Raw genomic sequence first — 19,075 nt, forward strand, 5'->3', positions numbered from 1 at the left:
TCAGGCGGGGGTCGCGCTCAGCTGCTCGACGACGAGGTCGGCCAGCACCTGCGGTGTCGGGCACTCGTAGAGCAGATCCGCGGGCCACTCCAAGCCGGTCAACCGGGTCAGGTGGTCGCGCAGTTCGAGTGCGGTGACCGAGGTCAGGCCCATGTCGAAGAACTCGCCCTCGGCGTCGATCTCGGACGCGGACCCGTACCCGAGGACGGCGGCCGCGAGGCCCCGCACACCGCCGAGCACGACCTCCGCCCACTCTGCGCGCGGCAGTCCCTCGAGGGCGGCCCTGAGTTCGAAGTCCTCGGGCTGCGGACCGCCGGGCTCCGGCTCGGGCTCGGGCTTCGGCTCGGGGTCCGGCTCCGGCGTGGGTTCGGGTTCCGGCGTGGGTTCGGGTTCCGGCTTCGGCTCGTGCTCGGGTTCGCGCTCCAGCTCGGGTTCCGGCTGGGGCTCGGGCTTCGGCGTGCGGGCCGTCGCCTCTTCTGCGGTCGTCTCCGACTCCGCGGCCGGCGCGGGGTGCGTGACGTGCGCGGCGTCCAGGAGGCGAACGGCCGTCTCCTCGGTGGACATGGCCCGACACAGCCCGCTCACCGCCGCCCTCGGGTCGAGGTCCGGGTGGACCGCCACGGCGAGCGAGGCTCCTGCTTCCCGCACGGCCTCCCCCACCGACACGACGGCCATCAGCGGCGCCGTCACGTCCTCGAACCCGCTGCCGGCCCGGACGATCGCCGCCGTGAGCCGTACGGTCCCCTCCGCACCCCCGAACTCCATTGTCCCGGGCGGGCGGTCGGCACCGCCGGCCACCAGACAGCGCGCCCCCGACGCGAGCACGGCGTCGACGGTCGCCGCGGTGAGCGCGTCCGCCGGGCCCGCCACCAGGACGTCCCCCTCGGGACGCCACACGCCGGTCCGGCCCAGCGGCTCGTAGGCGCGTACGAACATGCCGTCGGGCTCGATCCGGGTCTCCCGGTACCCCTCGGCGACGGCCGCGCACAGGCGGCTGCGCGCGGGCGCGTCGAGCTCCTTCGGGAGGGTCACGGCGTGGTCGCAGGCGGGCTCCACGGCGCCGTCGTCGACGAGAGCCCACCGGGGCACCCCCGCCTCGGCGACCGGCTCGGTCCCGGGCAGGGCCACCACGAGGTCCGGGCGCCCGGCACCGCCCGAGCGGACCCGGGCCCCGTGCCGGACCAGGGCGCCCGCGACCGCGTCGGCCAGGTCCTCGTCGCCCGGGCGGGGGGCGAGCAGCAGGACGTCGTACGCGAGCTCGGGGGCGGGGCCGTCCGGCACCCGCTTCCACCGCGCCCCCTCCAGGACCGGCGCCGCCGCCCCGGAGCGCAGTCGGCCGAGGGCGTCGAGCACCTGGGCCGGTGTCTCGTCGCCCTGCAGGTTCAGCAGGTCTAGGGCGGCGCCGAGGTCTGCGCTCTCGACGGCCGACCAGAACGGATCGAGGGCGGGCGCCCGCTCCCCCGCCTCGGGCACGGGCAGGGGCTCCGGCGCGGCCTGCGCCACGACGGCCGGCTCCGGCCAGTAACGGCGTTCTTGGAAGGCATACTTCGGAAGCCGCACCGGGGTCGTCGGCCGCCCGGCGTGGACGGCCGCCCAGTCCACCTCCACTCCGTAGGTGTGCAGGAGCCCCAAGGCCTCGACGGCGGTGCGCACGTCGTCGCGGTCGCGGCGCAGCAGTGAGACGGGGCGCACCGGGTGGCCGGGCAGGCACGTTTCGACGGCCGGGGCGAGGACGGTGTCGGGCCCCAGTTCCAGGAAGGCCGTGGCTCCGTTGCCGTGGGCCCGGCGGACGGCGTCGAAGAAGCGCACAGTGCCGCGCAGCTGGTCCACCCAGTAGTCGGGGGTGTCCATCGCGTGGGCGGTGCTGACGGTGGAGACGACCGGGATTGCGGGCCGTCCGAAGCGGACCTCGGCGGCGGCCGCCCGGAACTCGGCGAGCACCGGGTCGACATGGGGCGAGTGGAAGGCGACGTCCACGTGCAGCCGGCGCGTGCGGTGCCCGCGCTCCGAGAGCTCCCGGGCCGCGGAGAGGACCTCCTCCTCGTCCCCGGACAGGACCACCGACCGGGGGCCGATGACGGCGGCGATTCCCAGACGGTCGCCCCGGCCGTCCAGAACGGCGATGACTTCCTCCTCGGACGCCCCTACGGCCACCGTCGCTCCCCCTGCGGGCAGTTCGCCGAGGACCCGGCCGCGGAGGGCAACGAGGGCGGCGGCGTCGGCGAGGGGCATCAGGCCCGAGACGCAGGCTGCCGAGAGCTCGCCGATGGAGTGCCCGATCAGGGAGTCGGGGGTGACGCCCCAGCTCGACAGCAGCCGGAACTGGGCGACTTGGAGGGCGAACAGGGCCGGCTCGGTGTATTGGGTGCGGTCCAGCAGTCCCTCCCGCTCGAAGACCGCTTCGCGCAGCGGGGTGTCGAGCCGGAAATGCGCGGACACCTCGTCGAAGGCCTGCGCGTACACGGGGAAGGTCTCGTACAGGCCCTTTCCCATCGCGGGGAGCTGGCTGCCCTGCCCGGTGAAGAGCAGGGTGAGCCGCTGCCCGGCGGCGCGCGCCCGGCGCAGGCCGTCGGCCGTGCCGTCGGATGCCAGGGCCGCGAGGGCGGCGCGCCGCTGCCGTGCGTCGGCGCCGGTCACCATGGCCCGGTGGCGGTGGGCGGCCCGGGTGGTGGACAGGGCCCGCGCCACGGCGGGTAGGTCGGCGGTGTCCGACTCCAGCAGCCGCCCGGCCTGGCCGCGCAGGGCCTGCTCGGATCGCGCCGACAGCAGCCAGGGCACGCCGTCCAGTGCGGGCAGCGGCTCCGGGGCGTCCTCGGGGTGCGGTGCCTGCTCGATCAGCACGTGCACGTTGGTGCCGCTGATGCCGAAGGAGGAGACTCCCATGCGGCGCGGCCCGGTCTCCTCGGGCCATGGTTGTGCCCGGTCCAGCAGCGCGATGTCGCCGGCGGTCCAGTCGACGTGCGGGGAGGGCTCGTCGATGTGCAGGCTCCGGGGCAGCAGGCCGTTGCGGATGGACAGGACCGCCTTGATCACTCCCGCGATGCCGGCGGCCGCCTGGACGTGGCCCACGTTTGATTTCAGCGAGCCGAGCAGCAGCGGGGCAGGCCGGTCCTGGCCGTAGACCGCGAGGAGCGCCTGCGCCTCGATGGGGTCGCCGAGGGACGTGCCGGTGCCGTGCGCCTCGACGGCGGCGACGTCGGCGGGGAGCAGGCCGGCCGCGGCGAGCGCCGCGCGCATCACCTTCTCCTGGGCTGCGCCGTTGGGGGCGGTGAGGCCGTTGCTGGCGCCGTCGGAGTTGAGGGCGCTGCCGCGCAGTACGGCCAGCACTTCGTGCCCTTGGGCGCGGGCTCGGGAGAGGCGTTCGACGAGCACCACTCCGGCGCCCTCGCCCAGTGCGGTGCCGTCGGCCGCGGCGGCGAAGGGCTTGCACCGTCCGTCGGCGGCCAGTCCGCGCTGGCGGCTGAACTCGACGAAGGGCACCGGTGTGGACAGTACGGTCACCCCGCCGGCGAGCGCGAGGTCGCACTCCCCCGCCCGTACCGCCTGGGCGGCGAGGTGCAGGGCGGTCAGCGAGGAGGAGCAGGCCGTGTCGACGGTGACGGTCGGGCCTTCCAGCCCGTACGTGTAGGCGACCCGTCCGGACAGGACGCCGCCGCCGACGCCCGGGGCGAGGAAGCCCTCGGCGGCGGCGTTCTCCAGGAGGCGGCCGTAGTCCTGGTACATGGCGCCCACGAACACGCCGGTCCGGGTGCCGCGCAGTGAGGCCGGGTCGATGCCGGCGTCCTCGCAGGCCTCCCAGACGGTTTCCAGCAGGATCCTTTGCTGCGGGTCCATGGCGACGGCCTCGCGGGGCGCCACCCCGAAGAAAGCGGCGTCGAAGGCGGTGGCGTCGGCCATGAAGCCGCCGTGCCGCGTGTAGGTGGTGCCGGGGGCGGCCGGGTCGGGGTCGTAGAGGCGCTCCAGGGGCCAGCCCCGGTCGTCGGGGAACGGGCCGATGCCGTCGCGTTCGGAGACCAGCATCTCCCAGAGGTCGTCGGGTGTGCGGACGCCGCCGGGGAGCCTGCATCCGAGGCCGACGAGGACGACGGGGTCGTCCGCGTCGCCGGCCGGGGCGCGTACCGCGGGAGCGGCCGCCGGGGCCGTGCCCGCGAGGAGTTCGTCCAGGTGGCGGGCGACCGCCGCGGGGTTGGGATGGCTGAAGACCAGGGTGGCCGGCAGGCGCAGCCCCGTGGCTCCGGCGAGCCGGTTGCGCAGCTCGACGGCGGCGAGCGAGCCGAAACCGGCGTCCTTGAAGGCCCTGCCGGGGTCGACCGCCTCCGGCGAGGCGTGTCCTAGGACGGCGGCGGTGTGCCCGACGACCAGCTCGAGCAGGGTGCGCAGGCGCTCGGTGGGGGTCTTGCCGGCGAGGCGGGCGGCCAGTTCGGAGACGGCGGCGCCGCCCCCGAGCGCGGCGGTGCGGCGCGCCGGTTTCCCGGACAGGTCGCGCAGCGGCGCGGGGACGTCCTCACCTTGCGCCCGCAGGGCGCCCGGGTCGAGCCGGATCGGGGCGAGCACCGGCTCGTCCGAGGCCAGGGCGGCGTCCAGGGCGGCGAGGGCGTCCGCGGTCGGTAGCGGGTGGAAGCCGGAACGGCCCAGGCGGGCACGGTCGATGCCGTCCGTCATGCCGCTGGTGGCGTCCCACAGGCCCCAGGCCAGGGAGATCCCGGGCAGGCCCTCGGCGTGGCGGCGGCGGGCCAGGGCGTCGAGGCCGGCGTTGGCGGCGGCGTAGTTGGCCTGGCCTAGGCCGCCGAGGAGGCCCACGGCCGAGGAGAACAGCACCAGGCGTGCCTGGGGCAGCAGTTCGTGGAGATGGAGCGCCGCGTCGAGCTTCGCCCCCAGCACGCGGTCGAGGCGTTCGGGGGTCAGCCCGGTCACCAACCCGTCGTCGAGGACGCCGGCGGCGTGGACGACGGTCGTGAAGGAGGCTCCGCCGGCCAGTACTGCGAGGGCGGCACGGTCGGTGACGTCGCAGGCGACGGCCCGGACCTGGGCTCCGGCCCCGGTCAGTTCCTCCGTGAGGGCGGCCATGCCGGGTGCCTCGGAGCCGCGTCGGCCGGCCAGCACCAGGTCGCGTACGCCGTGTGCCTGGACGAGGTGCCGGGCGACGAGCTGCCCCAGGGTGCCGGAAGCACCGGTCACCAGGGTCCTGCCGAGCTCGCCGGGCCCCGCCGGAGCGGGGCGGGCGCGGACCAGCCGGGGAACGGTCGCGGTCCCGGACGTCAGGGTGAGCTGGGGCTCGTCCGTGGCGAGGGCGGCGGGGATCGCGGCGAGGGTGGTTTCGTCGAGGTCGGCAAGGTCCAGCACCCGGAAGCTGTCGGGGTGTTCGAGCTGGGCGGACCGTACGAGGCCCGCGACGGCGGCTTCCGCGACGTCGTGGTGGACCCGGCGGGTGACGAAGACGAGCATGGACTCCGCGTGGCTCTCGTCCGCCAGCCAGTCGTGGACGAGGGTGAGCGCGCCGCGCACGGCCTCTGAAGGCGCGCCGGGCGGAACCGGTACCAGGACGTGGCGCGCAGGTTCCCGGCTGGGATGCTTTCCCAGCTGCCGGGCGAGTTCCGGGTCGGGTACGGCGTAGTCCTCGGCTCCGTCGCCGGGCAGGGGCCGGGTCACCTGGACGGGGCGCAGCAGGTCGCCCCGGTCGGGACGGTCGAGGGCGCCCGCCGGAAGCTCGCGGAGCACAAGGGTGTCGACCGAGGCGACGGGTGCCCCGGTGGTGTCGGTGAGGGTGAGGCGGACTGCGTCGGGGCCCGCGGCGGACAGGGTCACGCGCACGGTGTCGGCGCCCGCGGCGTGGAAGCGCAGGCCCTGCCATTCGAAGGGCACCGCCGGGCGGCGGCCGTCGCCCGTGGTGAGGAACCCGCCGAGGGCGACGGGGTGCAGGCACGCGTCGAGCAGGGCCGGGTGGAGGGTGAACGCGCCGGCCTGGTCGGCGTCGGGCAGTGCGACCTCGGCGTGGAGGTCCCCGTCGCGTCCGCGCCACAGCGCCCGCAGGCCGCGGAAGGCCGGTCCGTAGGCCAGGCCCGCGTCCTGCAGGGTCGTGTAGAGGGCCTCGACGTCCTGGGGTTCGGCGCCGGACGGCGGCCACGCGGAGGTGGCGGGCACCGGTTCGGCGGCGTGGGGCAGGAGCACGCCGGTGGCGTGCGTGGTCCAGTGGCCCGCCCCGCTGAGGGTGTGCAGGGTCAAACCGCGCGAACCGTCCTCGGCCGGGGCCGTGACGTCGACGCGCAGCCGGATGTCGCCCTGGTCGGGGAGGAGGACCGGTGTGAGCAGGGTGAGCTGGTCGACGGTGGAGCAGCCGGCCTCGTCCGCCGCCCGGGAGGCGAGCTCCGCGAGGGCCGCGCCCGGCAGGACCACCTGTCCTTCGACCGTGTGGTCGGCGAGCCAGGGCTGGGCGGCCGGGCCGAGCCGGCCGGTGAGTACCAGGCCCTCGGCGGCGGGCAGGGCGGCGCGCAGGAAGGGGTGGTCGACCTCGTCGAGGCCCAGGGCGCCCGCGCCGCCGGCGCCGGGGCCGGGGCGCAGCCAGTACGGCTCGGTGAGGAAGGTGGTGGCGGGCAGGTCGATCCGGCGGGCTTCGGGCCAGAGCGCGGACCAGTCGGGGCGTACGCCCTTCACGTACAGCTGGGCCAGGGCGTGCAGCAGCTGTTCGGGGCCTCCTTCGTCGCGGCGCAGGGTGTGGGCGACGGCGGTGTCGGTGCCGAGCGCGTCGACGGTCTCCTGTGCGCCGGTCGTGACCACCGGGTGGGGGCTGACCTCCAGCAGGGTGGTGCAGTCGCGCCGGACGAGGGCGGTGACGGCCTCGTCGAACCGGACGGTCTCGCGCAGGTTGCGGTACCAGTAGTCGGCGTCGAAGGCGTCGGCGGCCTCGATCCAGCGGCCTTCCACGGAGGAGAAGAAGGGGATTTCGGGGACGCGCGGCCTGACGGGGGCGAGGGACGCCAGGACCTGCGCGCGGACGCCTTCCACGTGCGCGCTGTGCGAGGCGTAGTCCACGTCGACGCGCCGGGCCCGTACGCCGTCCTCGTCACAGGCGGCGAGGAGTTCGTCGAGGGCGTCGGTGTCGCCGGAGACGACCACGGAGGCGGCGCCGTTGACGGCGGCCAGCGACAGCCTGCCGTCCCAGCGGCGGAGCCGGTGGCGTGCCTCGTCGGCGGGCAGTGCGAGGGACATCATGCCGCCGCGGCCCGAGAGGGCGGTCAGGGCCCGGCTGCGCAGGGCGACGACGCGGGCGGCGTCCTCGAGGGTGAGGGCCCCGGCGACGCAGGCGGCGGCGATCTCGCCCTGGCTGTGTCCGGCGACGGCGGCCGGGCGGACGCCGAGGGAGCGCCACACCTCGGCGAGGGCGACCATGACGGCGAACAGGGCGGGCTGGACGACGTCGACCCGGTCCAGGTCCTGTTCCCCGCGCAGGACGGCGGTCAGCTCGAAGTCCACGTGGGGGGCCAGGGCGGCCTCGCACTGGGCTATCCGTTCCCGGAACACCGCGTTGGTGTCCAGCAGCCGCACGGCCATGTCCCGCCACTGCGACCCCTGGCCGGGGAAGAGGAAGGCGACGCCGCCGCTCTGCCCGGTGGTCCCTTCGACGACGGTGGACGAGGGCCGGCCGGCGGCCAGGTCGTCCAGTGCGGCGAGGAGTTCGGCGCGGTCGCCGCCGAGGACGACCGCGCGGTGCTCGTGGGAGGCGCGGGTGGTGGCCAAGGAGAGGGCCACGTCCTCGGGGCGCGGTTCCTGCGGGTGCCCGGTCAGGAACGCGGTGAGGGTGGCGGCCTGGGCGCGCAGTGCGGCGTCGGAGCGGGCGGACAGGGTCCAGGCCAGGGGGCCGGACCCGGCGGGCGACGTCGCGGGGCGCCCGTCGCCCGCCGTGTCCGTCGGCCGGCCGTCGTGCCGTTCGGCGGTCCGGTCGTCCACCGGCAGCGGAGGTTCCTCGAGGATCACGTGGGCGTTGGTGCCGCTGACCCCGAAGGAGGAGACGGCGGCCCGGCGGGGTTCCGTCCCGGCGGGCCAGGGTGCGTCCTCGGTGAGGAGTTCCACACCGCCCGCCGACCAGTCCACGTACGGGGTCGGGGCGTCGAGGTGCAGGGTCCGGGGCAGTACCCCGTGCCGCATGGCCATGACCATCTTGACGATTCCGGCGACGCCGGCGGCGGCCTGGGTGTGCCCCAGGTTCGACTTGACCGATCCCAGGCGCAGCGCCCGGGTGCGCTGCCTGCCGTAGGCGGCGAGCACGGCCTGGGCCTCCACCGGGTCACCGAGGGGGGTGCCGGTGCCGTGTGCTTCCACCGCGTCGACCTGCTGGGGGGTCAGGCCGGCGTCGACGAGGGCCTCGCGGATGACGCGCTGCTGGGCGGGGCCGTTGGGTGCGGTGAGGCCGTTGCTGGCGCCGTCGGAGTTGACGGCGGTGCCCCGGACGACGGCGAGGACGCGGCGGCCGGCGGCGAGGGCGGTCGCGAGGCGTTCGACGACGATGACGCCGGCGCCCTCGGACCAGGCGGTGCCGTCCGCCCCGGCGGCGAAGGGCTTGCAGCGGCCGTCGGGGGCGAGGCCGCGCTGGCGGCTGAACTCCACGAAGGCGGCGGGGGTGGCCATCACCGTGGCCCCTCCGACGAGGGCCATGTCGCACTCCCCTCGGCGTAGGGACCGGACGGCCAGGTGGAGGGCGACGAGCGAGGAGGAGCAGGCGGTGTCCACCGTGATGGCGGGGCCCCGCAGGCCCAGTTGGTAGGCGACGCGGCCGGAGACGACGCTGCCGGCGCCTTGGGCGCCCGGGTAGTCGTGGTGCATGACGCCGGTGAACACGCCGGTGCGGCTGTCGCGCAGCGAGCTCGGGTCCAGGCCGGCGCGCTCGACGGCCTCCCAGGAGGTCTGAAGGATCAGTCGCTGCTGGGGGTCGGTGTGGAGCGCCTCCTTGGGCGAGATGCCGAAGAATGCCGCGTCGAACCGGGCGGCGCCGTGCAGGAATCCGCCTTCGCGGACGGTGGTCGTGCCCGGGTGGTCGGGGTCGGGGTGGTGGAGCGTGTCCAGGTCCCACCCCCGGTCGCCGGGGAAGGGGGTGATCCCGTCCCGGCCCTCGGCGACGAGCGACCACAGGTCGTCGGGGGACTCCACGCCGCCCGGGTAGTGGCAGGCCATGCCGACGATGGCGACCGGCCCGGCAGATCGCTCCTCCACGTCGCGCAGCCGCTGCCGCGTCGACTGCAGTTCCGCGGTCACCCGGCGCAGGTAGTCGCGGAGCTTGTCCTCGTTGGTCATCGGGAGCGTTCCTCCAGTCCCGGCAGCGGGCTGCCGAGCTCGGCGTCGATCAGCGCGAAGACCTCGTCGTCGGTCGCGGAGGCGAACGCGGTGACGGGTTCCGTCGCGGTGTGGGGTGTCAGGTGGTCGAGCAGCCCGCGGACGCGGTCCGCGGTGCGGTCGCGGGACACGTCGTCCGTGGCTGCCGCCGTGAGGGCGGCGGCCAGGCGGTCGAAGGCCGCGAACAGGGTCGGCAGGTCGGTCGCCTCGGACGCGCCGGCGAACCGCTCGTCGAGGTGGGTGACCAGATCGGCCGGGGTGGGGTGGTCGAAGACGAGGGTGGCCTCCAGCGACAGGCCGACGGCCGTGCCCAGCCGGTTGCGGAACTCGATGGAGCTCAGTGAGTCGAAGCCGAGTTCCTGGAAGGACCGGTCGGATTCGATCATGGTGGCGTCCGCGTAGCCGAGGACGGCCGCGGCCTGTCCCCGGACCAGCGCCGACAGCCTGGCGCGCCGCTCGTCGGGACCGAGGCGGGCCAGGCCCGGGTCGGCGGCGGGGGCCGGCGCCGAGGTCCGCACCAGGCTGCGCAGCACGTGCGGTACGGCGGCGGCCGGACCACGCCCGAGCCGCAGGACGGTGACCGCCGGGTGCGGTCCGGCGAGGGCCGCGTCGAGCAGGCCGAGGGCCGCTTCGGTGGGGAGCGGCTCGATGCCGCCGCGGGCCAGGCGGTCCCGGTCGGCGGCCATGCCCTCGTCGAGCGCCCAGGGCCCCCAGGCCACGGACACGGCCCGGCGGCCGGATGCGGCGCGCTGCCGGGCGAGGGCGTCCAGGAAGGCGTTGGCGGCGGCGTAGTTGCCCTGCCCCGGGCCGCCCAGTACGCCCGCCACGGAGGAGAACAGCACCAGTTCGGCTTCGGGCAGCAGTGCGTCGAGATGGGCGGCGCCTTCGGTCTTGGGCCGCAGCACCCGCTCCAGGCGCTCCGCGTCCAGGGCGGTGACCACCCCGTCGTCGAGCACTCCTGCGGCGTGCACGGCCATGGTCACCCGGCGGCCGGCCAGCAGGGTCGCCAGGGCGGCGCGGTCCGCCACGTCGCAGGCTGCCGCCTCGACGTGGGCGTCCAGCCCGGCCAGTCCCGCCGGGACCCGGCCGCTGCGGCTGACCAGCAGCAGGTCGCGTACGCCGTGCCGCTCCACGAGGTGGCGGACCACCGGTCCGGCGAGGGCGCCGCTCGCGCCGGTGACCAGGACGGTACCGGCCGGGCGCGGGCCGGGCGCCGGCACCGCGGCCGGTACGCGGACCAGCCGGGCTCCCAGCACCCGGCCGTCGAGCAGGCGAAGGTGCGGCTCGTCTGAACCGAGCGCGCGGTGCAGCGGCGCGAGGTCTTCGGCGTCCACGAGGCCGAAGCGGCCGGGGTGTTCGGACTGGGCGGAGCGCACCAGCCCCCAGGCGGCGGCCGTGGCCAGGTCGGGGGCGGTGGTGACGAGGACCAGCCGTGCGGTCGCGAACCGTCGGCCTGCGAGCCACTGCTGGAGCCTGCCGAGCACCTCGGTGGTGAGGGCGCGGGCGGCCGGGGCGCCCTCGGCGGCACCGGACGGAGCGGCCGGGACGGGCAGGACCACCACGGGCGGCACGTCCGTCAAGGCGTCCAGGTCCTGGGCCCGCACCACCTGCGCCCCGGAAGCCTCCAGGGCGGTGCCGATCCCCTCGGGGTCCGGGCCGACGACCGCGTAGCGGGCCGCCGGTGAGGGATCGGGCGTCTCGACGGGCAGCCACTCCACGTGGTGGAGCGGCTCGGCCGGAGCGTCTGCCCGGCGCAGCACCACGGAGTCGACTGAGGCCAAGGGCGCGCCCGCGTGGTCCGTGAGGAGGAGCTCGACCGCGTCGGCCCGGTGGTGGACCACCCGTACCCGGGCGGCGGTCGCACCAGGGGTGTGCACGCGTACGCCGGACCAGGCGAACGGCAGGTAGGGGCTGTCCCCGTCGAGGGCCGAGGTGAGGGCCACCGTGTGCAGGGCGGCGTCGAGGAGCAGGGGGTGCAGCGCGTGCGCCCCGGGATCGCCGTCGGCAACGCCGTCGGGTATGACGACCTCCGCGAAGACGGCGTCGGCGGTGCGCCAGGCGCGGCGCAGCCCCCGGAAGGCGGGCCCGTACCCCGTGAGCATCTCGTAGAGGCGGGTGACGTCGAGTTCCTCGGCGTCCCCGGGCAGGGCCGGGGCGGCCGGGGGCTCCTCGGGCGAGGGCCCGAGAACGCCGGTGACGTGGCTCGTCCAACCACCGTCGCCGGCGCGGGCATGGATCCGGAAGGTTCGCGTCCCGTCGGGCTCGGCGAGGTCCACCACGAGGCGCAGGTCGGCCTCGCCCGATGCCAGCGGTGTGTGGGTGACGAGTTCGGCGATCCGGGGGCAGTGCAGGCGGGCTCCCGCCCTAAGGGCCAGGTCGACGAAGTACGTCCCGGGGACCAGTACGACGCCGTCGACGGTGTGGTCGGCCAGCCAGGGCCGCTCCGCCGTGGAGATCCGCGTGCTGAACACGTGCCCGTCCGGCAGTTCGACCTCCTCGGTCGCCGCCGGGTAACTCCCGGCCGTGCGGGGGGTGTCGACCCAGTGGCGCTCGCGGGCGAAGGGGTAGCCGGGCAGCGAGAGCCGCCGCGGCCGGTCGGGCGCGGGCAGGCTGATCGCGGCGCCCTCGACCCAGGCCCGGGCCAGCTCGCGCAGGTCACCGGCGTGGACGGGTGCGGCGGAGCGGCGCCTGCGTCCGCGGTGCCAGCCCGTACCGGTGCGCAGGGCGTCGGCGAACTCGGCCGTCGTCGTGGCGACGACGGCGAGCCGCTCGTCGAGGTGGTCGCGTCCGGCCCAGAGCGTGAAAGCGAGCGCCGCCGGGTCCACGCCGCCCCCGGTACCGGTGAGGCGGCGCGCCAGCTCGGCCGGGGTCGTCCCCCCGTCGACGCGGAGTCGGACGCCGAACTCCTCCTCGACGCGCCGGGCGAGACGGGACAGGCGCGGGTAGTCGAGGCCGAGTTCCGCGAAGGGTTCACCGGGATCGAGGGGGAAGCCCACGACCTCGGACAGGATCCGCTCCACGGCGTCGGGGGCCGCGCCGCGGCCGGCCCGGTCCAGGTGCGCGAGCAGCAGCGCCACGCTCTCGTCGAGCCGCGTGGCGTCCTTCGCCGAGAGCACGAAGAGCCGCGGACGATCCTCTTCCGGCGCCGGCCGATCAGGCGCCACCGGGTGTTCGGCCAGCACCACGTGGGCATTGGCGCCGCCGGCGCCGAAGGAACTGATCGCGGCGGTGAGCGGAGCGTCCGCGGGCGGGTTCCAGGGTTCCAGGGTGCGTTGCACACGGAACCGCGAACTCGCCCAGTCCACCGCCGGATTGAGCGGATCGGCGTGCAGGGAGGGCACCAGTTCGCGGTGGCGTATCTGGAGGACGACCTTGGTGAGCGCGGCGATGCCCGCGGCCGACTCCAGGTGGCCGATGTTCGACTTGACGGAGCCGATGGGCCAGGGTCCCCGGCCCGCGCCGACGGCGTCGAAGGCCCGCTCCAGGGCGGTGACCTCGATCGGGTCGCCCAGGCCGGTGCCCGTGCCGTGGGCCTCCAGGTAGCCGAGGTCGGCAGGGTCCACGTGCGCCCCGGTGAGCGAGTCGTGGACGAGGGCGGCCTGCGAGGCCGGGTCGGGCACCGAGAACCCACCGGTGTGACCCCCGTGGTTGAGGGCCGTGCCGCGGATGACGGCGTGTACGTGGTCTCCGTCGCGCAGCGCGTCGCGCAGCGGCCTCAGCAGCACCACGCCGACGCCCTCGCCGGGCACGTAGCCGTCGCCGCCCGCGCCGAAGGCACGGCAGCGGCCGTCGGTGGAGAGGAAGGACGACTGGCTGAGCAGCAGGTACTTGTTGGGGTGGACGTGCAGGTTGACGCCTCCCGCCAGCGCGGCCTCGCACTCGCCCCGCCGGATCGCCTCGACGGCCAGGTGCAGCGCCGTCAGCGAGGAGGAGCACATGGTGTCGAGCGCGATGCTCGGCCCCTTGAGGTCGAGGAAGTAGGAGACGCGGTTGGCGATCGACGCGCTGAACGACGAGGGCACGAGGCCCGGTTCCTCGCGGACACCGTGCAGTTGGTACTGGTTGTACATCACGCCCGCGAACACGCCGACGGCGCGGCCTCGCCAGGCGGAGGGCGCGTGGCCCGCCTCCTCGAAGGCGTGCCAGGCCTCCTGGAGGAACAGCCGCTCCTGCGGGTCGAGGACGGCGGCCTCATTGGGCGAGATGTGGAAGAACACGGCGTCGAACTCGTCGATCCCGTCGACGAATCCGCCCCAGCGGCCGTACGACCGTCCGGGCACGCCCTTGGCGTCGCTGTGGATCGCACGGTGGTCCCAGCGCTCGGCGGGCACCTCGGTGATGCCGTCACGGCCGGCCTTGAGGTTCTCCCAGAACGCGTCGAGCGTGCGGGCGCCCGGGTAGCGGCCGCTGATCCCCACGATGGCGATCGCGTCGTCCTCGGCGCCGGCGCCGGCGGCGGCGGCCACCGGCGGGGGGGTCGCCGGGGCGGTGACGGCGGTGACGCCGGCCGCCGGCGCGCCCGCGGCCGGCGCCGCGGAGACCGGAACAGCGGGCGTGAAGCGCTCGGCGATCTCGGCCGCCGAGCCCACGAGGGCCACCAGGTGCGACCTGCCGCTGCCGGCGGCGCGCAGCATGATGTCCACCGCGGTCGGGGTGTCCATGGCCTTCAGGCCCATCCGGCGCAGTGCGCGGTCGTCGAGCCGCATGCCCCCGTCCGACCAGCCGGGCCACCCGATCGACACGACCCCCGGCTTTCCCTCGGCGAAACCGTCGAGGAAGGCGTTGGCGCACGCGTAGTCGGCCTGGCCCTGGTTCCCCCAGGCAGCGGCCGTGGACGAGCAGAGCACGAGGAAGTCCAGCCCCAGGCCCCGGGTGGCCTCGTACAGCAGGCGGGTGCCGGTGACCTTGGGTGCCATGACGGCACGGACGTCCGCTGCGCTCTTGCCCGCGATCAGCCCGTCGCGCAGCACACCGGCGGCGTGCACCACCCCGTCCAGCGCGCCGAACCGGGAGAGCGTCAGGTCGACCACGCGGCGCACGTCCTGCGCACGGGAGACGTCCGCGCCGACCACCTGCACCTCGGCCCCGAGGGCGGTCAGTTCGGCGCTCAGCGCGGCGCTCGCCGCGGAGTCGGCGGCCGTCCGTCCGCAGAGCACGAGCCGGGCCCGGACGGTTCGCGCCAGGTGTCGGGCCAGGGACAGGCCCACGCCGCCGAGGCCGCCCGTGATCAGGTACACGCCCCGTTCACGCAGCCGGGCCGGGTGGTCCGGGGCCGGGGTGGGCAAGATCTCGCGCACGGTGCGCCGGCCCGCCTCGTAGCGCACTTCAGCGTCCGGAACGCCCGCGGCGAGCTCGGCCAGGGCATCGGCGCGCTCCGGGGAGCACACCACTGCTGCGCGTACGCCGGGCTGCTCCCGGTGGAGCGTGCGCAGCAGACCCGCGACAGCCGAGGCCGCCGCACCCAGGGGCAGGTGGCAGACGATCCGTACGGGGCTGCGCCGGTTGCGCAGCAGGGCGGCCGCGAAGCCGGTCAGGGCGACGGCCTCGCCCTCGACGTCCTGGGGATCGGCGGGGGTCCAGAGCACGTCGGAGCCGTCGTGCCCGGTGAGCAGGGCCGCCCAGTCGCGTGCGGTCCTCCCGTCGACGGTCAGGACGGAGGCCGGTGCCGGTACGGGCGCCGGCGGCAGCGGCGCGGCACGCCAGTGGGGCTCGAACCAGACCACCTCGGCGGGAACGTCCTCGCGTACGTCCTGCTCCTGCGGCGCCACGACGGTCGGCCGGCCCCCGCCATCGGGCAGTTCGTACGTGCTCAGGTACTCGACGAGGGCCGCGAAGGAGCTGTGCTCGAACAGCAGGGTGGGCGAGAAGTCGGTGCCGTACGCCTGCTCCAGGTCGGCGGCGATGCCCAGCAGCGCCGTCGAGTCCAGCCCCAGCTCGTAGAAACCCGCCTCCTCGTCGAACTCGGGCCGCCCGAGCCGGTCGGCGAGCAGGCCGCGCACCAGGCTCGCGGCGCTCAGCCCGACGGGCACCGCCCCGGACGGCACGGTCCCGGCCGGTTCCGCCCCGCGCGGGGAGCCGTCCAGCCGGGTGATGGCGTCCTCCTCCCGGACGCGTTTCGAGGTGAGGCCCCGCAGCCACAGCAGTACGCCGCCCTCGGCGTCGAGGAAGCGCAGGTCGCAAGTGGTCAGGTCACCGGCCGGGCCGGTGGCGCGGGGCGGGGTGGCGTGGACCAGGGTGCGGTCCCCGACCGGCCCCCGGGCCCGGAAGGAGTCGATGAGCATCGGGATGTAGGGCCGGGCCGCCGCGCCGGCCCCGGCCGTGGCGAACTGCGTCGGCAGCAGCGTCGACGAGTCCAGCGCGGCCGGATGCAGGTGGAAGTAGTCCGCGTAGGCGGCGGCTTCCGGGCCCAGCGACAGGTCCGCGAGCAGTTCGCGGTCGCCGACGTGCAGGGTGCCCCGGGCGCGCATGAACTCCCCGTGCTCGATGCCCGTCCGGCGGACGAGCGCGTACAGGTCGGCCATGTCGGCCGTACGGGCCATGCCGGCGCGCAGGGCGGACAGGTCGACGGCCTCGGCCGGGAAGGGCACGTCCAGATGGAGTCGGCAGTCGAGGACCGGCTCGGTCTCGCCCGTGGGGCGGCGGGTTCCGGTGACGGAGACTCGGTAGCCGTCCGCGTCCGCCGTGAACTCCACCCGCAGCTCGGTGTCGAAGTCCGGGCCGGCGGCCACGGGGTTGCGGAACAGCACGCGGCGCAACTCCACGCGGGAGGTGTCGACGCCACGGGCCCCCAGGATCCGGTAGATCATGTCGAGGAACGACACTCCGGGCAGGATGCGCGTGCCGTGCACCCGGTGGTCACGCAGCACCGGGTCGGTACCGCGCACCACCACGGAGCAGGTCAGGCCGTCCAACGGGTTCATTTCTTTCCTTCCGGCACGGCGGAGAAGTCAAGCTCGAAGAACGGCGCGGGGGCCGGTGCGGGCGTTCGCGCCGGCGGTTGTGCGAGGGTGTGCGCGGGCGGTTGTGCGGGGGTGTGCGCGGGCGGGTCGAACCAGAAGCGCCGCCGCCGGTAGCGGGGCGGGTCCAGCGGTCCGCGCGAGGGGACGTGGGCTTCGGGTGCCTGGCGCACCACCATGTGGGCGTTGGTGCCGCCGAACCCGAAGGAGCTGACGGCGGCCCGGCGCGTACCGTCGCGGCCCGTGAACCCGCGCGGTTCCCGTACGGGGAACAGCGGGGACTCCTCGAAGCGGAAACGGCGGTTGAGGGTCGCGCAGTGCAGCGTCGGCGGCAGCTGCGCGTGGTGGACCGCCAGCAGGGCCTTGATCAGTCCGGCCATGCCGGCCGCGCTGAGGGTGTGGCCGATGTTGGTCTTCACACTGCCGACGCCGCAGAAGCCGACCTCGTCGGTGTGGGCGCGGAAGGCCTCGGTGAGCGCCTTCAGCTCCATCGGGTCACCGATCATGGTGCCGGTGCCGTGGGCCTCCACGTAGCCCAGCTGGGCCGGGGAGACACCGGCGTCGGCAAGGGCCGCTTCGATCACCTCCCGCTGGGCGCGCGGGTTCGGCGTCGTGATGCCCATGGTGCGGCCGTCGTTGTTGACGGCGCTGCCCTCGATCACCGCGTAGATCCGGTCGCCGTCGCGCACGGCGTCGGACAGCCGCTTGAGCAGCAGCGTGCCGGCGCCCTCGCCGAGGACGATGCCGTCGGCCCGCTCGTCGAACGTGTGGCAGCGTCCCGTGGGCGACAGTGCGCCCGCCCCGCTCATCCCGACGAAGGGCACCTCGTCGAGGAGGATGTCAACCCCGGTCGCGAAGGCCAGGTCGCACTCCCCGGTCCGCAGGCCGGCGGCGGCCATGTGCACAGCGACGAGCGCGCTGGAGCAGGCTGTGTCGACGACGACGGACGGTCCTCGCAGGTCGAGGTGGTGGGACAGCTGCGCGGCGATGAAGTTCTGCGCCATTCCGCTGATCGAGTGCGGACCGGCCGCGGCCACGTGCGCGCCGAAGTTCGCCGCACGGGCGCCAGCGAAGACGCCCACGCGCCGGCCCGCGACCTCCTCGGGGGTGAGACCGGCGTCGGCCAGGCATTCCACGCCGGTCTCCAGGACCTGCCGGACCAGGGGGTCGACGTGGGTGGCCCCGGCCGGGTCGATCCGGAAGTGTTCCGGGTCGAAGTCCTCGATGGCGTCGAGGAAGCCGCCCCATTTGCTGACGGTGGTGCCGGTCTGTGCGTCGGGCCGCCAGAAGCGGTCCTTGTCCCAGCGGGAGGGCGGCACCTCCGTGACGGAGTCCGTCCCGGACATCAGGTTCCGCCAGAACGTCCCGTGGTCGGGGGCGCCGGGGAAGTGGGCGGCGATGCCGATGACGGCGATGTCCTCACGCCGCGCGGCCGCTCCGGCGACGGCAGCGCCGGATGTGACGGCCTCGGCCGGGGCCGAAGCGGTGACCTCGGCCGGGTTCGGAACGGCGACCTCGGCCGGGGCGGGGCCGGCGGCCTCCGACGGGGTCGCGAGGTCCGGCACCTGGTCTCGCAGGGCCTCGGCGAGGAGCGCCACCGTCGGGTTCTCCAGGATGGTCGAGGGTTCCGCGACGACGCCGAGGTCCCGCTCCAGCGCGGCGAGGATCTGGGCGATCATGATCGAGTCCACGCCCAGGTCGGCGAAGTCCTCGTCCCCTCCGATCGCCCCGGGGTCCAGCCGGAGCGTCGAGGCGATGACCCCGGTGACGCGGCGGAGGAGGCCCTGCGCGGCCGGTACTCCGCTGGGGGCCGCCGACGGAGCGGTCGCGGGGGCCGTCCCGTCCTGTCGGCCCGGCGCGGGCACGGCCAGCAGCCGGGCGGCGTCGAAGCGCCCGGCGTCCACGACGCAGGGCAGCACGACCGGGTCGGGGCCGCTCATTGCACGGTCCAGCAGGTCCAGCCCCGCCTCGGGAGCCAGGGTGCGCAGGCCGAGGTCCCGGTAGGCCGGGGTGTCGACCTCGGGCATGCCGGCCGCACGCCAACTCGGCCACTGCAGCGACCGGATGACCGGGGCGCGGACGCCGCCGGTGGCGGTGCGGTACTCGGCGACGCGGTCCAGCACGGAGTTGGCCAGCGCGTAGTCGCTGAGGCCCACGGCCAGGGCCGGCACGCCGCCCGCGACGGACGAGTACAGCACGACGAAGCGCAGCGGGTCGTCGGCGCAGCCGTCCAGGACGGCCTGGAGCCCCGTGGTCTTCGGTTCCAGGACCCGCAGTACGTCCTCGGTCCGCTTGCCGATGAAGGCCGGGTCGCGCATGACGCCGAGTCCGGCGCAGTGCACGACGCCGACGATCGGGCCCATCTCGCGCCGGGCACGGTCGAGCACCCCGGCGATCCCGTCCAGCGGGCCGGTCTCGACCACCACCCGGACCCCGGGGCGTTCCAGGGCCGCGAGGTCGCGCAGCCTGGCCGCGAGGGCCGGGTCGGTGCCGGGGTCCGCGAGGAGGGCGGGCCACTGGGTCCGGGCGGGCAGCGGGGTGCGGCCGAGGAGCACGAGCCGGTCGGCGCCCCGCTCGACGAGCCGGGCCGCGAGCAGCCGGCCCAGTGCGCCCGTCCCTCCGGTGATCACGACGGTCCGGCCGGTCAGGTCCGCGGACCAATCGGCGGAGGCGGGCGCCCCGTCGGCGGGGCGCAGCACCGGACGGTGTCGTACGCCCGCCCGTACGCAGGCCTCGGTGACCGGGTCGGTCGCCGCGAGTTCGGCCGCGGCCGCCTCGCGCAGCGCGGCCGGCTC

3 protein-coding genes (1 of these 3 cut by a window edge) are annotated in these 19,075 nt (G+C 75.6%); all 3 read right to left on the minus strand.

Annotation, left to right across the window (positions count from 1 at the left end; genetic code table 11):
- Tightly spaced (each overlapping or abutting the next), the 3 genes in view from AMK16_RS35975 to AMK16_RS27800 form a layout consistent with a single transcriptional unit that may run on beyond the window.
- Complete coding sequence (locus AMK16_RS35975) at positions 1–9,285, minus strand: type I polyketide synthase (protein WP_073920085.1); 9,285 nt, start codon at positions 9,283–9,285, stop codon at positions 1–3.
- A complete protein-coding gene (locus AMK16_RS27780) occupies positions 9,282–16,244 on the minus strand; it encodes an SDR family NAD(P)-dependent oxidoreductase (protein ID WP_073920086.1) in 6,963 nt (2,320 codons plus the stop codon). The genes AMK16_RS35975 and AMK16_RS27780 overlap by 4 nt, the downstream gene beginning before the upstream one ends.
- Positions 16,241–19,075, minus strand: the 3' end of a protein-coding gene (locus tag AMK16_RS27800; RefSeq protein WP_079191780.1) for an SDR family NAD(P)-dependent oxidoreductase. 16,767 nt of this gene lie beyond the right edge of the window; only the last 2,835 of its 19,602 coding nucleotides appear in the window; its start codon lies off the right edge, out of view; it ends in the stop codon at positions 16,241–16,243. The genes AMK16_RS27780 and AMK16_RS27800 overlap by 4 nt, the downstream gene beginning before the upstream one ends.

This window comes from Streptomyces sp. CB00455, from assembly GCF_001905445.1.
Taxonomy (GTDB): domain Bacteria; phylum Actinomycetota; class Actinomycetes; order Streptomycetales; family Streptomycetaceae; genus Streptomyces.